The organism is Metapseudomonas boanensis, from assembly GCF_018704125.1.
Classification (GTDB): domain Bacteria; phylum Pseudomonadota; class Gammaproteobacteria; order Pseudomonadales; family Pseudomonadaceae; genus Metapseudomonas; species Metapseudomonas boanensis.
The window spans coordinates 17,559-32,661 of record NZ_JAGTIS010000010.1 but is presented as its reverse complement, the minus strand read 5'-3'; the positions used below and the strand labels follow the sequence as shown (position 1 = coordinate 32,661).

Below are 15,103 nucleotides of genomic sequence, written 5' to 3'. Positions count from 1 at the left end.
CTCACTGTCTCCTATTACACGCGACGCTTCTTCGGCGGACGGCACCCGTTGTGCGGGATAGGCGTCACGTCGGTGATGCTGGCGATCTTGTAGCCGCAGGCGTTCAGAGCACGCACAGCGGATTCGCGACCCGGACCTGGGCCCTTGACGTTTACGTCGAGGTTCTTCAGACCGTACTCCAGAGCGGCCTGACCGGCGCGCTCGGCTGCAACCTGGGCAGCGAAAGGAGTGCTCTTACGGGAGCCGCGGAAACCGGAACCACCAGAGGTCGCCCAGGACAGTGCATTGCCCTGACGATCAGTGATGGTAACGATGGTGTTGTTGAAAGAAGCGTGGATATGGGCGATCCCATCCACCACTGTCTTTTTGACTTTCTTACGAGGACGAGCAGCAGGCTTAGCCATGACTTAATTCCTGTCGATTCGCGGGCGCAATTACTTGCGGATCGGCTTACGCGGGCCCTTACGGGTACGCGCGTTGGTCTTCGTACGCTGACCATGAACAGGCAGGCCACGACGGTGACGCAGACCGCGATAGCAGCCCAGATCCATCAGACGCTTGATGTTCATGTTGATTTCGCGACGCAGGTCACCTTCAGTGGTGAGCTTCGCGACTTCGCCACGCAGCTGTTCGATCTGCTCGTCAGAGAGATCTTTGATCTTTGCCGCCGGGTTTACGCCGGTGGCTACACAGATGTTCTGTGCAGTGGTGCGACCAACACCGTAGATGTAGGTCAGCGAGATAACAGTGTGCTTGTTATCTGGAATGTTGACGCCTGCAATACGGGCCATTCAGTGAAACTCCAGTTGACAGCTACCTACGCCCCGGAAGCCAAGAAAAGGGCGCGAGATATTAGCGCTGTAGAAACGAATAATCAACCCGGCAGCGCACTAGCTGCCGGGTTCATAACGCGTGAATCACACTCAGCCTTGGCGCTGTTTGTGACGCGGTTCCGCGCTGCAGATCACGCGAACGATACCGTCGCGACGGATGATCTTGCAGTTACGGCACAGCTTTTTCACCGATGCACGAACTTTCATCAGTAACTCCTAGAACCTTACGGCACCAGGTCAGCGGAGCATGCCGCTGCCATAGCCCTTCAGGTTGGCTTTCTTCATCAGGGATTCGTACTGGTGCGAAACGAGGTGGGATTGTACTTGGGACATGAAGTCCATCACAACCACAACCACGATCAGCAACGAGGTCCCGCCAAGGTAGAACGGTACGTTGGCTGCAACCACAAGGAACTGGGGCAGCAGGCAAACAGCCGTCATGTACAGAGCACCGAACATGGTCAAGCGGGTCAGTACGCCATCAATGTAGCGAGCCGACTGCTCACCCGGACGGATACCCGGGATAAAGGCACCGGACTTCTTCAGGTTCTCCGCCACGTCTTTCGGATTGAACATCAGCGCTGTGTAGAAGAAGCAGAAGAAAATGATCCCTGCACTAAACAGCAGAATGTTCAACGGCTGACCAGGAGCGATAGCTTGCGCGACATCCTGCAGCCAGCCCATGCTTTCGGACTGGCCAAACCAGGCGCCAAGCGAAGCCGGGAACAGCAGGATGCTGCTGGCAAAAATAGCCGGAATGACGCCGGCCATGTTCACCTTCAACGGCAGGTGGCTGGTCTGCGCAGCAAAAACCTTACGGCCCTGCTGACGCTTGGCGTAGTGCACCGCGATGCGACGCTGGCCACGCTCAATGAACACCACGAAACCGATGATCGCTACTGCCAGCAAACCGACAGCGATCAGGGCGAAGATGTTGATATCACCCTGACGGGCCGACTCGAACGACTGCCCGATCGCTGCTGGAAGACCGGCCACGATGCCTGCAAAAATCAGCATCGAGATACCGTTGCCGACACCGCGCTCAGTGATCTGCTCGCCCAGCCACATCATGAACATTGCCCCCGCCACGAAGGTGGTGACAGACACGAAGTAGAAGCCGAAATCAGTCGAGAACGCGACACCCTGACTGGCCAGACCAACGGACATACCGATGGCCTGGACCAACGCCAAGGCTACAGTGCCGTAGCGGGTGTACTGGCTGATCTTGCGACGGCCAGCTTCACCTTCCTTCTTCAACTGCTCCAACTGAGGACTGATAGCGGTCATGAGCTGCATGATGATCGAGGCCGAAATGTACGGCATGATCCCCAGTGCAAAGATGCTCATCCGCTCCAGCGCACCGCCGGAGAACATGTTGAACAGGCTAAGAATGGTCCCCTCGTTCTGCCGGAACAGCTCGGCCAGCCGGTCAGGGTTGATACCGGGCACTGGAATGTGCGCGCCGATCCGATAGACGATGATCGCCAGGAACAGGAAACGCAGTCGAGCCCAGAGCTCGGATAACCCGCCATTGCTGAGCGCGGAGAGAGCACCTTGCTTAGCCATTTAGTCCTCGAACTTACCGCCAGCTGCTTCGATAGCCGCACGCGCACCCTTGGTGGCGGCGATACCTTTCAGGGTAACCGCGCGAACAACCTCACCGGACAGCATGACTTTCACGCGCTGCACGTTTTGATTGATCACGTTGGCATCCTTCAGAGCCTGCAGAGTGATGACATCGCCTTCAACCTTGGCCAGCTCGGAAGTACGCACTTCTGCGCGATCCATAGCCTTCAGGGAAACGAAGCCAAACTTCGGCAGGCGACGGTGCAGCGGCTGCTGACCGCCTTCGAAGCCCGGAGCTACCTTGCCGCCGGAGCGGGAGGTCAGACCTTTGTGGCCACGGCCGCCGGTCTTACCCAGACCGCTACCGATACCACGGCCCGGACGGTGCTTCTCGCGACGGGCACCCGGCGCGGAACGCAGATCGTTCAGTTTCATGGATTAACCCTCGACACGCAGAAGGTAATAAGCCTTGTTGATCATGCCGCGATTTTCAGGGGTGTCCTGAACCTCGACGGTATGACCAATACGACGCAGGCCGAGACCCTTGACGCAAGCTTTATGGTTGGCCAGACGGCCGTTAACGCTCTTGACCAGCGTTACTTTGACAGTTGCCATGATTAGAGAATCTCCTCGACGCTCTTACCACGCTTGGCCGCAACGGACTCAGGGGACTGCATATTCTTCAGACCCTTGAAGGTGGCGTAAACCACGTTCACCGGATTGGTGGAGCCGTAGCACTTGGCCAGAACGTTCTGCACACCGGCTACTTCCAGAACAGCACGCATGGCGCCGCCGGCGATGATACCGGTACCTTCGGAAGCCGGCTGCATGAACACCTTGGAGGCGCCATGAGCGGACTTGATCGGGTACTGCAGGGTGGTGCCATCCAGATCAACCTGGATCATGTTGCGGCGAGCAGCTTCCATCGCCTTCTGGATCGCAGCAGGCACTTCGCGGGACTTGCCGCGACCGAAACCTACACGACCTTTGCCGTCGCCAACCACGGTCAGCGCGGTGAAGGTGAAGATACGACCACCTTTAACGGTCTTGGCAACGCGGTTAACCTGAACCAGCTTCTCGATGTAGCCTTCGTCGCGCTTTTGCTCGTTATTTGCCATAACTTAGAACTCCAGCCCGCCTTCACGAGCAGCATCAGCCAGCGCTTTGACGCGGCCGTGGTACTTGAAGCCAGAACGATCGAATGCCACCTGAGTGACGCCAGCGGCTTTCGCACGCTCAGCAACCAGCTGACCAACCTTCTTGGCCGCGTCGACGTTGCCAGTGGCGCCGTCACGCAGTTCTTTGTCCAAGGTCGAGGCGCTGGCCAGGACCTTGGCGCCGTCGGCCGAAATGACCTGGGCGTAGATGTGCTGGGAAGAGCGGTACACGCAGAGGCGTACGGCTACCAGCTCGCGCATTTTCAGGCGTGCCTTGCGAGCGCGACGCAGACGAGTTTCTTTCTTTTCGCTCATTTGCTATGCCCTACTTCTTCTTAGCTTCTTTACGACGGACGACTTCGTCGGCGTAACGCACACCCTTGCCCTTGTAAGGCTCCGGCGGACGGAAGTCGCGAATCTCAGCAGCCACCTGGCCTACCAGCTGCTTATCGATGCCCTTGATCAGGATATCGGTCTGGCTGGGGGTTTCAGCGGTGACGCCTTGCGGCAGTTCGTAATCCACCGGGTGCGAGAAGCCGAGAGCCAGGGACAGCACTTGACCTTTGGCTTGCGCCTTGTAACCAACGCCAACCAGCTGGAGCTTGCGCTCGAAGCCCTGGCTGACACCAATAACCATGTTATTGACCAGCGCACGAGTGGTACCGGCCATTGCTTTGTTCTGCTGATCGCCATTGCGAGCAGCAAAACGCAGCTCACCAGACTCTTCCAGAACCTGCACGGACGGATGTACTTTCAGTTCGAGAGCGCCCTTGGCACCCTTCACCGAAAGCTGCTGGCCGGCGATCTTGACTTCAACGCCAGCGGGCAGCTTGACGGGGTTCTTAGCAACGCGAGACATGCTTCAACCCCCTTAGAACACAGTGCAAAGCACTTCGCCACCAACACCAGCAGCGCGAGCAGCTCGATCAGTCATCACACCTTTGTTGGTGGATACGATCGATACGCCCAGGCCGCCACGTACTTTCGGCAGCTGATCGACGGACTTGTACTGGCGCAGGCCAGGACGACTTACGCGCTTCAGCTCCTCAATGACCGGACGGCCTTCGAAGTACTTCAGCTCGATGGACAGCAACGGCTTGATGTCGCTGCTGACTTGGTATCCCGAAATGTAACCTTCGTTCTTCAGAACGTCGGCTACTGCCACCTTCAACTTGGAGGACGGCATGCTTACGACAGACTTTTCAGCCATCTGGGCATTACGGATACGAGTTAGCATGTCCGCTAACGGGTCCTGCATACTCATGGGCTAGATGCTCCTGATACAAATGGAAATAGCCTTTCGGCTAACGTCACACGCGAAGACTGGTCGAATGAAAGCCAGACTCGGGCGAGCCGGACATTCTAGAGACAGTCCAGAAACGAATCAAGCCCCAAAAGGGGCTTGATTCGCTTGACCGGAGTGGACCGACAGAGCCGGCCCAACCGACCATCACTTACCAGCTGGCTTTCACCAGGCCGGGCACATCACCGCGCATCGCAGCTTCGCGCAGCTTGTTACGGCCGAGGCCGAACTTGCGATACACGCCGTGCGGACGGCCAGTAATGCGGCAGCGGTTACGCAGGCGCGAGGCACTGGCGTCACGGGGCTGCTTCTGCAGAGCTACCTGGGCTTCCCAACGCGCTTCCGGAGAGGAGTTCGGGTTGGCAATGATAGCTTTCAGCTCAGCACGCTTTTTGGCGTACTTGGCGACCGTTTGCTGACGCTTCAGCTCACGGTTTTTCATGCTCTGTTTGGCCATGTTCCTACTCCAATCAGTTGCGGAACGGGAAGTTGAAGGCGCGCAGCAGGGCGCGACCTTCATCATCCGTGCGGGCGGTGGTGGTCAGGGTGATATCCAGACCGCGCAGCGCATCGATTTTGTCGTAATCGATTTCCGGGAAGATGATCTGCTCTTTCACGCCCATGCTGTAGTTGCCACGACCGTCGAAGGACTTGGCATTCAGGCCGCGGAAGTCACGAACGCGCGGCAGGGAGATGGACAGCAGACGGTCCAGGAACTCGTACATACGATCGCGGCGAAGGGTGACCTTGACGCCAATCGGCCAGCCTTCACGAACCTTGAAGCCTGCAATGGACTTGCGGGCGTAGGTAACGACGGCTTTCTGGCCGGTGATCTTTTCCAAGTCGGCTACAGCGTGTTCGATGACTTTCTTGTCGCCGATTGCTTCGCCCAGCCCCATGTTCAGGGTGATCTTGGTAATGCGCGGAATTTCCATCACGTTGGCCAGCTGAAGTTGCTCCTTCAGCTTCGGCGCGATTTCTTTCCGGTAAATCTCTTTTAGTCGTGCCATGGTTTTCTACCTAGCAGTGCTCAAGCATCAACCGGCTTTTGGGTCGACTTGAAGACACGAATTTTCTTACCGTCTTCGACCTTGAAACCAACGCGATCAGCCTTGTTGGTTTCGCCATTGAAGATGGCCACGTTAGAGACGTGCAGCGGCGCCTCACGTTCAACGATACCGCCCTGGACGCCAGACATCGGGTTGGGCTTGGTATGGCGCTTGATCAGGTTGATCCCGCTGACCAGCACACGGCTGTCCTCGAGAACCTTCAGCACCTTACCGCGCTTGCCCTTGTCCTTGCCGGCGATGACGATGATCTCGTCGTCACGACGAATCTTTTGCATGACGGCTTCTCCTTACAGCACTTCGGGGGCGAGCGAGACGATCTTCATGAACTTCTCGGAACGCAGTTCACGGGTCACGGGCCCGAAGATACGGGTGCCGATCGGCTCCTGCTTGTTGTTCAGCAGGACGGCGGCGTTGCCGTCGAAGCGGATGATCGAGCCATCAGGGCGACGAACGCCGTGCTTGGTACGAACCACAACAGCGGTCATTACCTGGCCTTTCTTCACCTTGCCACGCGGAATCGCTTCCTTCACGGTCACTTTGATGATGTCGCCGATACCGGCGTAGCGACGGTGGGAACCACCAAGGACCTTGATGCACATAACGCGACGAGCACCGCTGTTGTCAGCGACGTCGAGCATGGATTGAGTCTGAATCATATCTTTCTCCGACCCTTAGTCCTTAGACTTCCACGGCACGTTCGACGACTTCCACCAGAGCCCAGGACTTGGTCTTGGCCAGCGGACGAGTCTCACGAATAGTGACCTTGTCGCCGATACGGCACTGGTTGGTTTCGTCGTGAGCGTGCAGCTTGGTCGAACGCTTAACGTATTTACCGTAGATCGGGTGCTTTACGCGGCGCTCGATCAGAACGGTGATGGTCTTGTCCATCTTGTCGCTGACGACGCGGCCAGTCAGCGTACGGACGATTTTCTGAGCTTCAGCCATGATTACTTACCTGCTTGCTGGTTGAGCACAGTTTTCACGCGAGCGATGTCGCGCTTCACTTGCGAGAGCAGGTGAGACTGCCCCAACTGGCCAGTTGCTTTCTGCATACGCAGATTGAACTGGTCACGCAGCAGGCCGAGCAATTGCTCGTTCAGCTGCTCTACGGTCTTTTCACGAAGTTCATTCGCTTTCATCACATCACCGTCCGCTTAACAAAGGAGGTGGCGAGCGGCAGCTTTGCAGCAGCCAGGGCGAATGCCTCACGCGCCAGCTCTTCGGAAACACCCTCGATCTCGTACAGGACCTTGCCCGGCTGAATCTGGGCTACCCAGTACTCGACGCCACCCTTACCTTTACCCATACGAACTTCGAGGGGCTTCTTGGTAACGGGCTTGTCGGGGAACACACGGATCCAGATCTTGCCACCACGCTTAACGTGACGGGTGAGGGCACGACGTGCAGCCTCGATCTGGCGGGCGGTGAGACGACCACGGCCAGTAGCTTTCAGCGCGAATTCGCCGAAGCTGACCTTGCTACCGCGATGAGCCAGACCACGGTTGTGGCCGGTCATCTGCTTGCGGAACTTCGTACGCTTTGGTTGCAACATTTGGCGTACCCCTTACTTAGCAGCTTTTTTACGAGGAGCGGGCGCTTGCGGCTTCAGCTCTTCCTGGCGGCCACCAATGACCTCACCCTTGAAGATCCAAACCTTCACACCGATCACACCATAGGTGGTGTGCGCTTCGTAGGTTGCGTAGTCGATGTCGGCGCGCAGGGTGTGCAGAGGCACACGACCTTCGCGATACCACTCGGTACGAGCGATTTCGGCGCCACCAAGACGACCACTCACCTGGATCTTGATGCCTTTGGCACCAATGCGCATGGCGTTCTGTACAGCGCGCTTCATGGCGCGACGGAACATTACGCGACGCTCCAGCTGCTGAGCTACGCTCTGCGCAACCAGCATACCGTCGAGCTCCGGCTTGCGGATCTCTTCGATGTTGATGTGCACAGGCACACCCATTTGCTTGGTCAGGTCCTGACGCAGCTTCTCAACATCTTCACCTTTCTTGCCGATCACGATGCCGGGACGAGCGGTGTGGATGGTGATGCGTGCAGTCTGAGCCGGGCGATGAATATCGATACGGCTTACGGACGCGCTTTTTAGTTTGTCTTGGAGGTACTCACGCACCTTGAGGTCGGCAAACAGATAGTCGGCATAAGTGCGCTTATCTGCGTACCAAACGGAGGTGTGCTCCTTGACGATTCCCAGGCGAATGCCAGTGGGATGTACTTTCTGACCCATCTGATCGACTCCGTTACTTGTCCGCAACCTTGACAGTGATATGGCAAGACCGCTTGACGATGCGATCAGCACGGCCCTTGGCTCGCGGCATGATGCGCTTCAGCGAACGCCCTTCGTTGACGAAAACAGTGGAAACCTTCAGGTCATCCACGTCCGCGCCTTCGTTGTGCTCAGCGTTGGCCACGGCCGATTCGAGCACCTTCTTCATGATTTCAGCGGCTTTCTTGCTGCTGAAAGTCAACAGGTTGAGCGCTTCGCCCACCTTCTTCCCGCGAATCTGGTCGGCGACCAAGCGGGCTTTCTGGGCGGAGATTCGAGCGCCCGACAGCTTAGCGGCTACTTCCATCGTTCCTTACCCCTTAACGCTTGGCTTTCTTGTCCGCAGCATGCCCGCGATAGGTGCGGGTAGCGGCGAACTCGCCCAGTTTGTGACCGACCATGTCTTCGTTCACGAGAACCGGGACATGTTGACGACCGTTGTGTACAGCGATGGTCAGACCGACCATTTGCGGCAGAACGATGGAACGGCGCGACCAGGTTTTCACCGGCTTGCGATCGTTCTTTTCCACCGCCACTTCGATCTTCTTCAGTAGGTGAAGATCGATAAAAGGACCTTTTTTCAGAGAACGCGGCACAGTCGTATCCTCGATTATTTACGGCGACGGACGATCATATTGTCGGTGCGCTTGTTCGCGCGGGTCTTCGCACCCTTAGTCGGGAAGCCCCACGGAGACACCGGATGACGGCCACCAGAGGTACGACCTTCACCACCACCATGCGGGTGGTCTACCGGGTTCATTGCCACGCCGCGAACGGTCGGGCGAACACCACGCCAGCGCTTGGCACCAGCTTTACCCAGCGAACGCAGGCTGTGCTCGGAGTTCGAGACTTCGCCCAGGGTCGCACGGCACTCAGCCAGGACTTTGCGCATCTCGCCGGAGCGCAGACGCAGGGTCACGTAGGCACCTTCGCGGGCTACCAGCTGAACGGAAGCGCCAGCGGAACGAGCGATTTGCGCACCCTTGCCAGGCTTGAGTTCGATACCGTGAACGGTGCTACCAACCGGAATGTTGCGCAGCGGCAGGCTGTTACCGGCCCTGATCGGAGCATTGACGCCGGAGATCAGCTGGTCGCCAGCACTCACGCCTTTCGGCGCGATGATGTAGCGACGCTCGCCATCGGCGTACTTCAGCAGCGCGATGTGAGCAGTACGGTTCGGGTCGTATTCGATACGCTCAACGGTGGCAGGAATGCCATCCTTGTTGCGACGGAAGTCGACCAGACGATAGTGCTGCTTGTGACCACCACCGATGTGGCGAGTGGTGATACGGCCGTTGTTGTTACGACCACCGCTTTTCGACTTCTTCTCGACTAGCGGTGCGTAAGGAGCGCCTTTGTGCAGCTCCTGATTGACCACCTTGACCACGAAACGGCGGCCAGCGGAGGTCGGCTTGCATTTAACGATTGCCATGATGCACCCCTTTACTCAGCGCTGCTGGCGAAATCGAGATCTTGGCCCGGCTGAAGAGCGATGTACGCCTTCTTCCAGTCGTTACGCTTGCCCAGACCGCGAACGGTACGCTTGGTCTTGCCCTTGACGTTAAGGGTAGTGACACGAGCGACTTTCACGCTGAACAGGCTTTCGACGGCCTTCTTGATTTCCAGCTTGGTTGCATCGGTGGCAACCTTGAAAACGAATTGGCCCCTGCTATCCGCCAGCATCGTGGCTTTCTCGGAGATATGCGGACCAACCAGCACCTTGAATACGCGTTCCTGGTTCATCCCAGCAGCTCCTCGAATTTCTTCACGGCGGACACGGTGATGAGCACCTTGTCGTAGGCGATCAGGCTGACCGGGTCGGAACCCTGCACATCACGAACATCAACATGCGGCAGGTTGCGAGCAGCCAGGTACAGGTTCTGGTCGACGGCATCGGATACGATGAGCACATCGGTCAGACCCAGGCCGTTCAGCTTGCCCAGCAGAGTCTTGGTTTTGGGTGCATCAACAGCAAAGTCATCAACCACGACCAGACGCTCTTGACGAACCAGCTCAGCGAGGATGGAGCGCATGGCAGCGCGATACATCTTCTTATTGAGCTTCTGGGAGTGATCCTGGGGCTTAGCTGCGAAAGTGGTGCCACCGGAGCGCCAGATGGGGCTACGAATGGTGCCAGCACGAGCACGACCAGTGCCCTTCTGACGCCAAGGCTTCTTACCGCCACCGGAAACTTCGGAACGGGTCTTCTGCGCGCGAGTGCCCTGACGGCCACCAGCCATGTAAGCAACTACGGCCTGGTGAACCAGGGTCTCGTTGAACTCACCGCCAAAAGTACGCTCACTGACTTCGATAGCCTGAGCGCCATTTACATTCAACTGCATCTCAGCTTCCCCTCTTAACCGCGAGCCTTGGCTGCCGGACGCACAACGACATCACCACCGGTAGCGCCAGGGATGGCACCCTTGACCAGCAGCAGATTGCGTTCTGCATCGACACGCACAACTTCCAGGGACTGCACGGTTACACGCTCAGCACCGAGGTGACCGGACATTTTCTTGCCCTTGAAGACACGACCAGGAGTCTGGCACTGGCCAATCGAGCCCGGGGCGCGGTGGGAAACGGAGTTACCGTGAGTATTGTCTTGACCACGGAAGTTCCAGCGCTTGATGGTACCGGCATAGCCTTTACCCTTGGACTGACCGGTAACATCTACCAGCTGGCCCGCCTGGAACAGCTCGACAGTCAGCTGATCGCCAGCCTGGAACTCACCGTCCTCGAGACGGAATTCCCAGACACTGCGACCCGCAGCAACGCTCGCCTTGGCGAAGTGACCGGCTTGCGCCTTGGTCACACGGGAAGCGCGACGCTCACCGACAGTTACCTGCACGGCGCGATAGCCATCGCTCTCTTCGTTCTTGAATTGGGTCACACGATTCGGCTCGATCTCAATGACCGACACCGGAATGGAGACACCTTCTTCGGTGAAAATGCGGGTCATGCCGCACTTACGACCGACTACACCAATAGTCATGTTGTAAACCTCATGAGTGTACGGGGCTTTCACCCGCTATGGCCGCCCATTTCAGAGCGTTACACGACTAAACCCCAGAGGGTATTAGCCGAGGCTGATCTGCACTTCCACGCCTGCCGCAAGGTCGAGCTTCATCAGCGCGTCGACGGTTTTATCCGTCGGCTGGACGATATCCAGCACACGCTTGTGGGTACGAATTTCGTACTGATCGCGCGCGTCTTTGTTGACGTGCGGGGAGACCAGAACGGTGTACCGCTCTTTGCGAGTAGGCAGAGGAATAGGACCACGCACCTGAGCACCAGTACGTTTCGCGGTTTCCACGATTTCCTGGGTGGATTGATCGATCAGGCGATGGTCAAAAGCCTTCAACCGAATACGGATTTGTTGGTTTTGCATTTTGACCTCAGACTCTATCTCTGCTATCCCCAACGGACGGACTACGCCCGTTAAAAGGAGGCGCAATTGTACGGAGGCACCCGAAAGGTGTCAACTTTTGACCAATCAAAAAAAAGGACCCCGAGGGGTCCTTTCTTTTTCGACCATCGATTACTCGAAGATCTTGGCGACAACGCCAGCACCAACGGTACGACCGCCTTCGCGGATCGCGAAGCGCAGGCCATCTTCCATGGCGATCGGGGCGATCAGGGTGACAACCATTTTGATGTTGTCGCCCGGCATTACCATCTCTACGCCTTCCGGCAGTTCGCAGTTACCGGTCACGTCAGTGGTACGGAAGTAGAACTGCGGACGGTAGCCCTTGAAGAACGGAGTGTGACGACCGCCTTCTTCTTTGGACAGCACGTACACTTCACACTCGAACTTGGTGTGCGGCTTGATGGTGCCCGGCTTGGCCAGAACCTGACCACGCTCTACGTCGTCACGCTTGGTGCCGCGCAGCAGGGCGCCGATGTTCTCGCCAGCACGACCTTCGTCGAGCAGCTTACGGAACATTTCAACGCCGGTGCAGGTGGTCTTGGTGGTCGGACGGATACCGACGATTTCGATTTCCTCACCCACCTTGACGATGCCGCGCTCAACACGACCGGTCACCACGGTACCGCGACCGGAGATGGAGAACACGTCTTCGATCGGCATCAGGAACGGCTGGTCGATAGCACGAACCGGCTCAGGGATGTAGGCATCCAGAGTCTCGACCAGCTTACGAACAGCACTAACGCCGATTTCGTTGTCATCCTTGCCTTCCAGCGCCATCAGCGCGGAACCGACGATGATCGGAGTGTCGTCGCCCGGGAAGTCGTAGGTGTTCAGCAGATCGCGAACTTCCATTTCGACCAGCTCCAGCAGCTCAGCGTCATCAACCATGTCGGCCTTGTTCAGGAACACGACAATGTAAGGAACGCCTACCTGACGGGACAGCAGGATGTGCTCGCGAGTCTGCGGCATGGGGCCGTCAGCAGCGGAGCAAACCAGGATCGCGCCGTCCATCTGCGCAGCACCAGTGATCATGTTCTTCACATAGTCAGCGTGACCAGGGCAGTCAACGTGAGCGTAGTGGCGAACAGCGGAATCGTACTCAACGTGGGAGGTGTTGATGGTGATACCGCGAGCTTTCTCTTCCGGCGCGTTGTCGATCTGGTCGAACGCACGAGCGGAACCACCCCAAGTTTCGGAGCAGACCTTGGTCAGAGCAGCAGTCAGAGTGGTCTTGCCATGGTCAACGTGACCAATGGTGCCGACGTTGACGTGCGGTTTGTTACGTTCAAATTTTTCTTTAGCCACGACAGTAAACCTCTTACTTAAAGGGCTGAATCAACCTTGTTTTTTAACCAGTGCTTCGACGACATTCGACGGAGCTTCGGCGTATTTGGAGAATTCCATGGAGTAGCTCGCGCGCCCCTGGGACATGGAACGTACGTCGGTCGCATAACCGAACATCTCGCCCAGCGGAACCTCGGCACGAATAACCTTACCGGAAACGCTGTCCTCCATCCCCTGAATCAGACCACGACGACGGTTCAGGTCACCCATCACGTCACCCATGTAGTCTTCAGGAGTCACCACCTCTACCTTCATGATCGGCTCAAGCACCTTACCGCCGCCCTTCTGAGCCAGCTGCTTGGTCGCCATGGAGGCAGCGATCTTGAACGCCATTTCGTTGGAGTCAACGTCATGGTACGAACCGTCGAAGACGGAGGCCTTCAGGCCGAGCAGCGGATAGCCGGCAACAACACCGTTCTTCATCTGCTCTTCGATGCCCTTCTGGATCGCCGGGATGTATTCCTTCGGAATCACACCACCCACGACTTCGTTGGTGAACACCAGACCTTCGGTGATGTTGCCCTTCTCATCCACGTCAGCAGCCGAGAAGCGGATCCAGCAGTGACCGAACTGACCACGACCACCGGACTGACGAACGAATTTGCCTTCGATCTCGACATTGTCCTTGGAGATGGTTTCGCGGTAGGCCACCTGAGGCTTGCCGATGTTGGCCTCAACGCCGAATTCACGCTTCATGCGGTCGACGATGATGTCCAGGTGCAGCTCACCCATGCCGGAGATGATGGTCTGACCGGACTCTTCGTCGGTCTTGACGCGGAACGACGGGTCTTCCTGAGCCAGCTTGCCGAGGGCGATACCCATCTTCTCCTGGTCAGCCTTGGTCTTCGGCTCGACAGCCACCGAAATTACCGGCTCCGGGAAGTCCATACGCTCGAGGATGATCGGCTTGTCCAGATCGCACAGGGTGTCACCAGTGGTGACGTCCTTCATGCCGATCAGGGCAGCGATGTCACCAGCGCGGCACTCCTTGATCTCTTCGCGCTGGTTGGCGTGCATCTGCACCATCCGGCCTACGCGCTCTTTCTTGCCTTTGACCGAGTTCAGCACGGAGTCACCGGAAGCCAGGACGCCGGAGTAAACGCGAGCGAAGGTCAGAGTGCCGACGAAGGGGTCGGTGGCGATCTTGAACGCCAGAGCCGAGAACGGCTCACTGTCGTCCGCACGACGCTCGTCGACGATTTCCTCGTTGTCCGGGTTGGTACCCTGGATCGGCGGGATCTCGGTCGGAGCCGGCAGGAAGTCGATCACGGCGTCGAGAACCAGGGGCACGCCCTTATTCTTGAAGGAAGAACCGCAAACGGCCGGAACGATTTCGCTGGCCAGGGTACGAGCACGCAGACCCGCCTTGATTTCCTCGGCAGTCAGCTCACCCTCTTCCAGGTACTTGTTCATCAGCTCTTCGTTGGCTTCGGCAGCAGCCTCAACCATGTTGGAGCGCCACTCTTCCGCCAGGTCCTGAAGCTCGGCAGGGATTTCTTCCTCACGGTAGGAAGTACCCTTGTCGTCTTCGTTCCAGTAGATCGCCTTCATCTTGATCAGGTCGATCTGGCCCTGGAAGTCGTCTTCAGCACCGATAGCCAACTGAACCGGAACCGGAGTGTGACCCAGACGGTTCTTGATCTGACCAACTACGCGCAGGAAGTTGGCACCGGCACGGTCCATCTTGTTGACGTAGACGATACGCGGCACGCCGTACTTGTTGGCTTGACGCCATACGGTCTCGGACTGCGGCTCAACGCCGGAAGTGCCGCAGAACACAACGACCGCACCATCGAGAACGCGCAGCGAGCGCTCTACTTCAATGGTGAAGTCCACGTGACCGGGGGTGTCGATCACGTTGACGCGGTAGTTGTCGAACTGGCCACGGGAACCCTTCCAGAAGGTGGTAACAGCAGCGGAGGTAATGGTAATACCACGCTCCTGCTCCTGAACCATCCAGTCGGTAGTGGCGGCGCCGTCGTGCACCTCACCCATTTTGTGGCTGAGACCTGTGTAGAACAGGATCCGCTCCGTCGTGGTGGTCTTACCGGCATCTACGTGAGCGCAGATACCGATGTTACGGTAGCGGTTGATAGGGGTTGTACGAGCCACG

At 57.6% G+C, this 15,103-nt stretch carries 27 protein-coding genes; all 27 read right to left on the bottom strand.

Annotated elements, in window-relative coordinates:
- Positions 1–14: 14 nt before the first annotated feature.
- On the bottom strand, positions 15–404 hold the full coding sequence (gene rpsK / locus J7302_RS17655; RefSeq protein ID WP_003093689.1) for a 30S ribosomal protein S11: 390 nt from the start codon (positions 402–404) through the stop codon (positions 15–17).
- 30 nt (positions 405–434) lie between these two features.
- Positions 435–791, bottom strand: a complete 357-nt coding sequence (rpsM, locus tag J7302_RS17650) for a 30S ribosomal protein S13 (RefSeq protein WP_215377604.1) — start codon at positions 789–791, stop codon at positions 435–437.
- A gap of 132 nt (positions 792–923) precedes the next feature.
- Positions 924–1,040, bottom strand: a complete 117-nt coding sequence (gene rpmJ, locus J7302_RS17645; RefSeq protein ID WP_003093693.1) for a 50S ribosomal protein L36 — start codon at positions 1,038–1,040, stop codon at positions 924–926.
- Positions 1,041–1,070: 30 nt separating this feature from the next.
- Positions 1,071–2,399, bottom strand: coding sequence for a preprotein translocase subunit SecY (secY, locus tag J7302_RS17640; protein ID WP_215377602.1), 1,329 nt, complete (start codon positions 2,397–2,399; stop codon positions 1,071–1,073).
- Complete coding sequence (rplO, locus tag J7302_RS17635) at positions 2,400–2,834, bottom strand: 50S ribosomal protein L15 (RefSeq protein WP_215377599.1); 435 nt, start codon at positions 2,832–2,834, stop codon at positions 2,400–2,402. It abuts the gene before it with no gap.
- Between the two features lie 3 nt (positions 2,835–2,837).
- Positions 2,838–3,014 (bottom strand): 50S ribosomal protein L30, encoded by a 177-nt coding sequence (gene rpmD, locus J7302_RS17630; RefSeq protein ID WP_036991154.1) that lies wholly within the window; start codon positions 3,012–3,014, stop codon positions 2,838–2,840.
- A 2-nt stretch (positions 3,015–3,016) separates the two neighbouring features.
- Positions 3,017–3,517: a 30S ribosomal protein S5 gene (rpsE, locus tag J7302_RS17625; protein ID WP_003448746.1), complete on the bottom strand. Its 501-nt coding sequence runs from the start codon at positions 3,515–3,517 to the stop codon at positions 3,017–3,019.
- A gap of 3 nt (positions 3,518–3,520) precedes the next feature.
- The gene (gene rplR / locus J7302_RS17620; protein WP_215377597.1) at positions 3,521–3,871 is read right to left on the bottom strand and encodes a 50S ribosomal protein L18; all 351 of its coding nucleotides are present in this window, start codon (positions 3,869–3,871) and stop codon (positions 3,521–3,523) included.
- A 10-nt stretch (positions 3,872–3,881) separates the two neighbouring features.
- A complete protein-coding gene (rplF, locus tag J7302_RS17615) occupies positions 3,882–4,415 on the bottom strand; it encodes a 50S ribosomal protein L6 (protein ID WP_215377595.1) in 534 nt (177 codons plus the stop codon).
- A 12-nt stretch (positions 4,416–4,427) separates the two neighbouring features.
- Positions 4,428–4,820 carry a 30S ribosomal protein S8 gene (gene rpsH / locus J7302_RS17610; RefSeq protein ID WP_036991152.1) on the bottom strand — a complete coding sequence of 131 codons (393 nt, stop codon included), beginning with the start codon at positions 4,818–4,820 and terminating at the stop codon, positions 4,428–4,430.
- A 190-nt stretch (positions 4,821–5,010) separates the two neighbouring features.
- Positions 5,011–5,316 carry a 30S ribosomal protein S14 gene (rpsN, locus tag J7302_RS17605; RefSeq protein ID WP_215377593.1) on the bottom strand — a complete coding sequence of 102 codons (306 nt, stop codon included), beginning with the start codon at positions 5,314–5,316 and terminating at the stop codon, positions 5,011–5,013.
- 13 nt (positions 5,317–5,329) lie between these two features.
- A complete protein-coding gene (gene rplE / locus J7302_RS17600; protein WP_215377590.1) occupies positions 5,330–5,869 on the bottom strand; it encodes a 50S ribosomal protein L5 in 540 nt (179 codons plus the stop codon).
- Between the two features lie 20 nt (positions 5,870–5,889).
- Positions 5,890–6,204 carry a 50S ribosomal protein L24 gene (gene rplX, locus J7302_RS17595; RefSeq protein WP_215377588.1) on the bottom strand — a complete coding sequence of 105 codons (315 nt, stop codon included), beginning with the start codon at positions 6,202–6,204 and terminating at the stop codon, positions 5,890–5,892.
- A 12-nt stretch (positions 6,205–6,216) separates the two neighbouring features.
- The gene (rplN, locus tag J7302_RS17590; protein WP_003448734.1) at positions 6,217–6,585 is read right to left on the bottom strand and encodes a 50S ribosomal protein L14; all 369 of its coding nucleotides are present in this window, start codon (positions 6,583–6,585) and stop codon (positions 6,217–6,219) included.
- Between the two features lie 22 nt (positions 6,586–6,607).
- Positions 6,608–6,874 carry a 30S ribosomal protein S17 gene (gene rpsQ, locus J7302_RS17585; protein WP_215377586.1) on the bottom strand — a complete coding sequence of 89 codons (267 nt, stop codon included), beginning with the start codon at positions 6,872–6,874 and terminating at the stop codon, positions 6,608–6,610.
- Positions 6,875–6,876: 2 nt separating this feature from the next.
- Positions 6,877–7,068, bottom strand: a complete 192-nt coding sequence (gene rpmC, locus J7302_RS17580) for a 50S ribosomal protein L29 (protein ID WP_215377584.1) — start codon at positions 7,066–7,068, stop codon at positions 6,877–6,879.
- Positions 7,068–7,481: a 50S ribosomal protein L16 gene (rplP, locus tag J7302_RS17575; protein ID WP_003448731.1), complete on the bottom strand. Its 414-nt coding sequence runs from the start codon at positions 7,479–7,481 to the stop codon at positions 7,068–7,070. The genes rpmC and rplP overlap by 1 nt, the downstream gene beginning before the upstream one ends.
- Positions 7,482–7,493: 12 nt before the next feature.
- Positions 7,494–8,180: a 30S ribosomal protein S3 gene (rpsC, locus tag J7302_RS17570; protein ID WP_016490536.1), complete on the bottom strand. Its 687-nt coding sequence runs from the start codon at positions 8,178–8,180 to the stop codon at positions 7,494–7,496.
- A 13-nt stretch (positions 8,181–8,193) separates the two neighbouring features.
- Positions 8,194–8,526 carry a 50S ribosomal protein L22 gene (rplV, locus tag J7302_RS17565; protein ID WP_007161246.1) on the bottom strand — a complete coding sequence of 111 codons (333 nt, stop codon included), beginning with the start codon at positions 8,524–8,526 and terminating at the stop codon, positions 8,194–8,196.
- A gap of 13 nt (positions 8,527–8,539) precedes the next feature.
- Positions 8,540–8,815 (bottom strand): 30S ribosomal protein S19, encoded by a 276-nt coding sequence (gene rpsS / locus J7302_RS17560; protein ID WP_016490535.1) that lies wholly within the window; start codon positions 8,813–8,815, stop codon positions 8,540–8,542.
- A 14-nt stretch (positions 8,816–8,829) separates the two neighbouring features.
- Entirely contained in the window at positions 8,830–9,651 is an 822-nt protein-coding gene (rplB, locus tag J7302_RS17555) for a 50S ribosomal protein L2 (protein ID WP_215377582.1), read from the bottom strand.
- An 11-nt stretch (positions 9,652–9,662) separates the two neighbouring features.
- Positions 9,663–9,962, bottom strand: coding sequence for a 50S ribosomal protein L23 (rplW, locus tag J7302_RS17550; protein ID WP_215377580.1), 300 nt, complete (start codon positions 9,960–9,962; stop codon positions 9,663–9,665).
- The gene (rplD, locus tag J7302_RS17545; RefSeq protein WP_215377578.1) at positions 9,959–10,561 is read right to left on the bottom strand and encodes a 50S ribosomal protein L4; all 603 of its coding nucleotides are present in this window, start codon (positions 10,559–10,561) and stop codon (positions 9,959–9,961) included. The genes rplW and rplD overlap by 4 nt, the downstream gene beginning before the upstream one ends.
- A 14-nt stretch (positions 10,562–10,575) precedes the next feature.
- On the bottom strand, positions 10,576–11,211 hold the full coding sequence (gene rplC, locus J7302_RS17540; RefSeq protein WP_215377576.1) for a 50S ribosomal protein L3: 636 nt from the start codon (positions 11,209–11,211) through the stop codon (positions 10,576–10,578).
- An 84-nt stretch (positions 11,212–11,295) separates the two neighbouring features.
- Positions 11,296–11,607, bottom strand: a complete 312-nt coding sequence (rpsJ, locus tag J7302_RS17535) for a 30S ribosomal protein S10 (RefSeq protein WP_003463313.1) — start codon at positions 11,605–11,607, stop codon at positions 11,296–11,298.
- 150 nt (positions 11,608–11,757) lie between these two features.
- Positions 11,758–12,951, bottom strand: coding sequence for an elongation factor Tu (gene tuf, locus J7302_RS17530; RefSeq protein WP_215377555.1), 1,194 nt, complete (start codon positions 12,949–12,951; stop codon positions 11,758–11,760).
- Between the two features lie 30 nt (positions 12,952–12,981).
- Complete coding sequence (fusA, locus tag J7302_RS17525) at positions 12,982–15,102, bottom strand: elongation factor G (protein WP_215377574.1); 2,121 nt, start codon at positions 15,100–15,102, stop codon at positions 12,982–12,984.
- Between the last annotated feature and the right edge of the window lies 1 nt (position 15,103).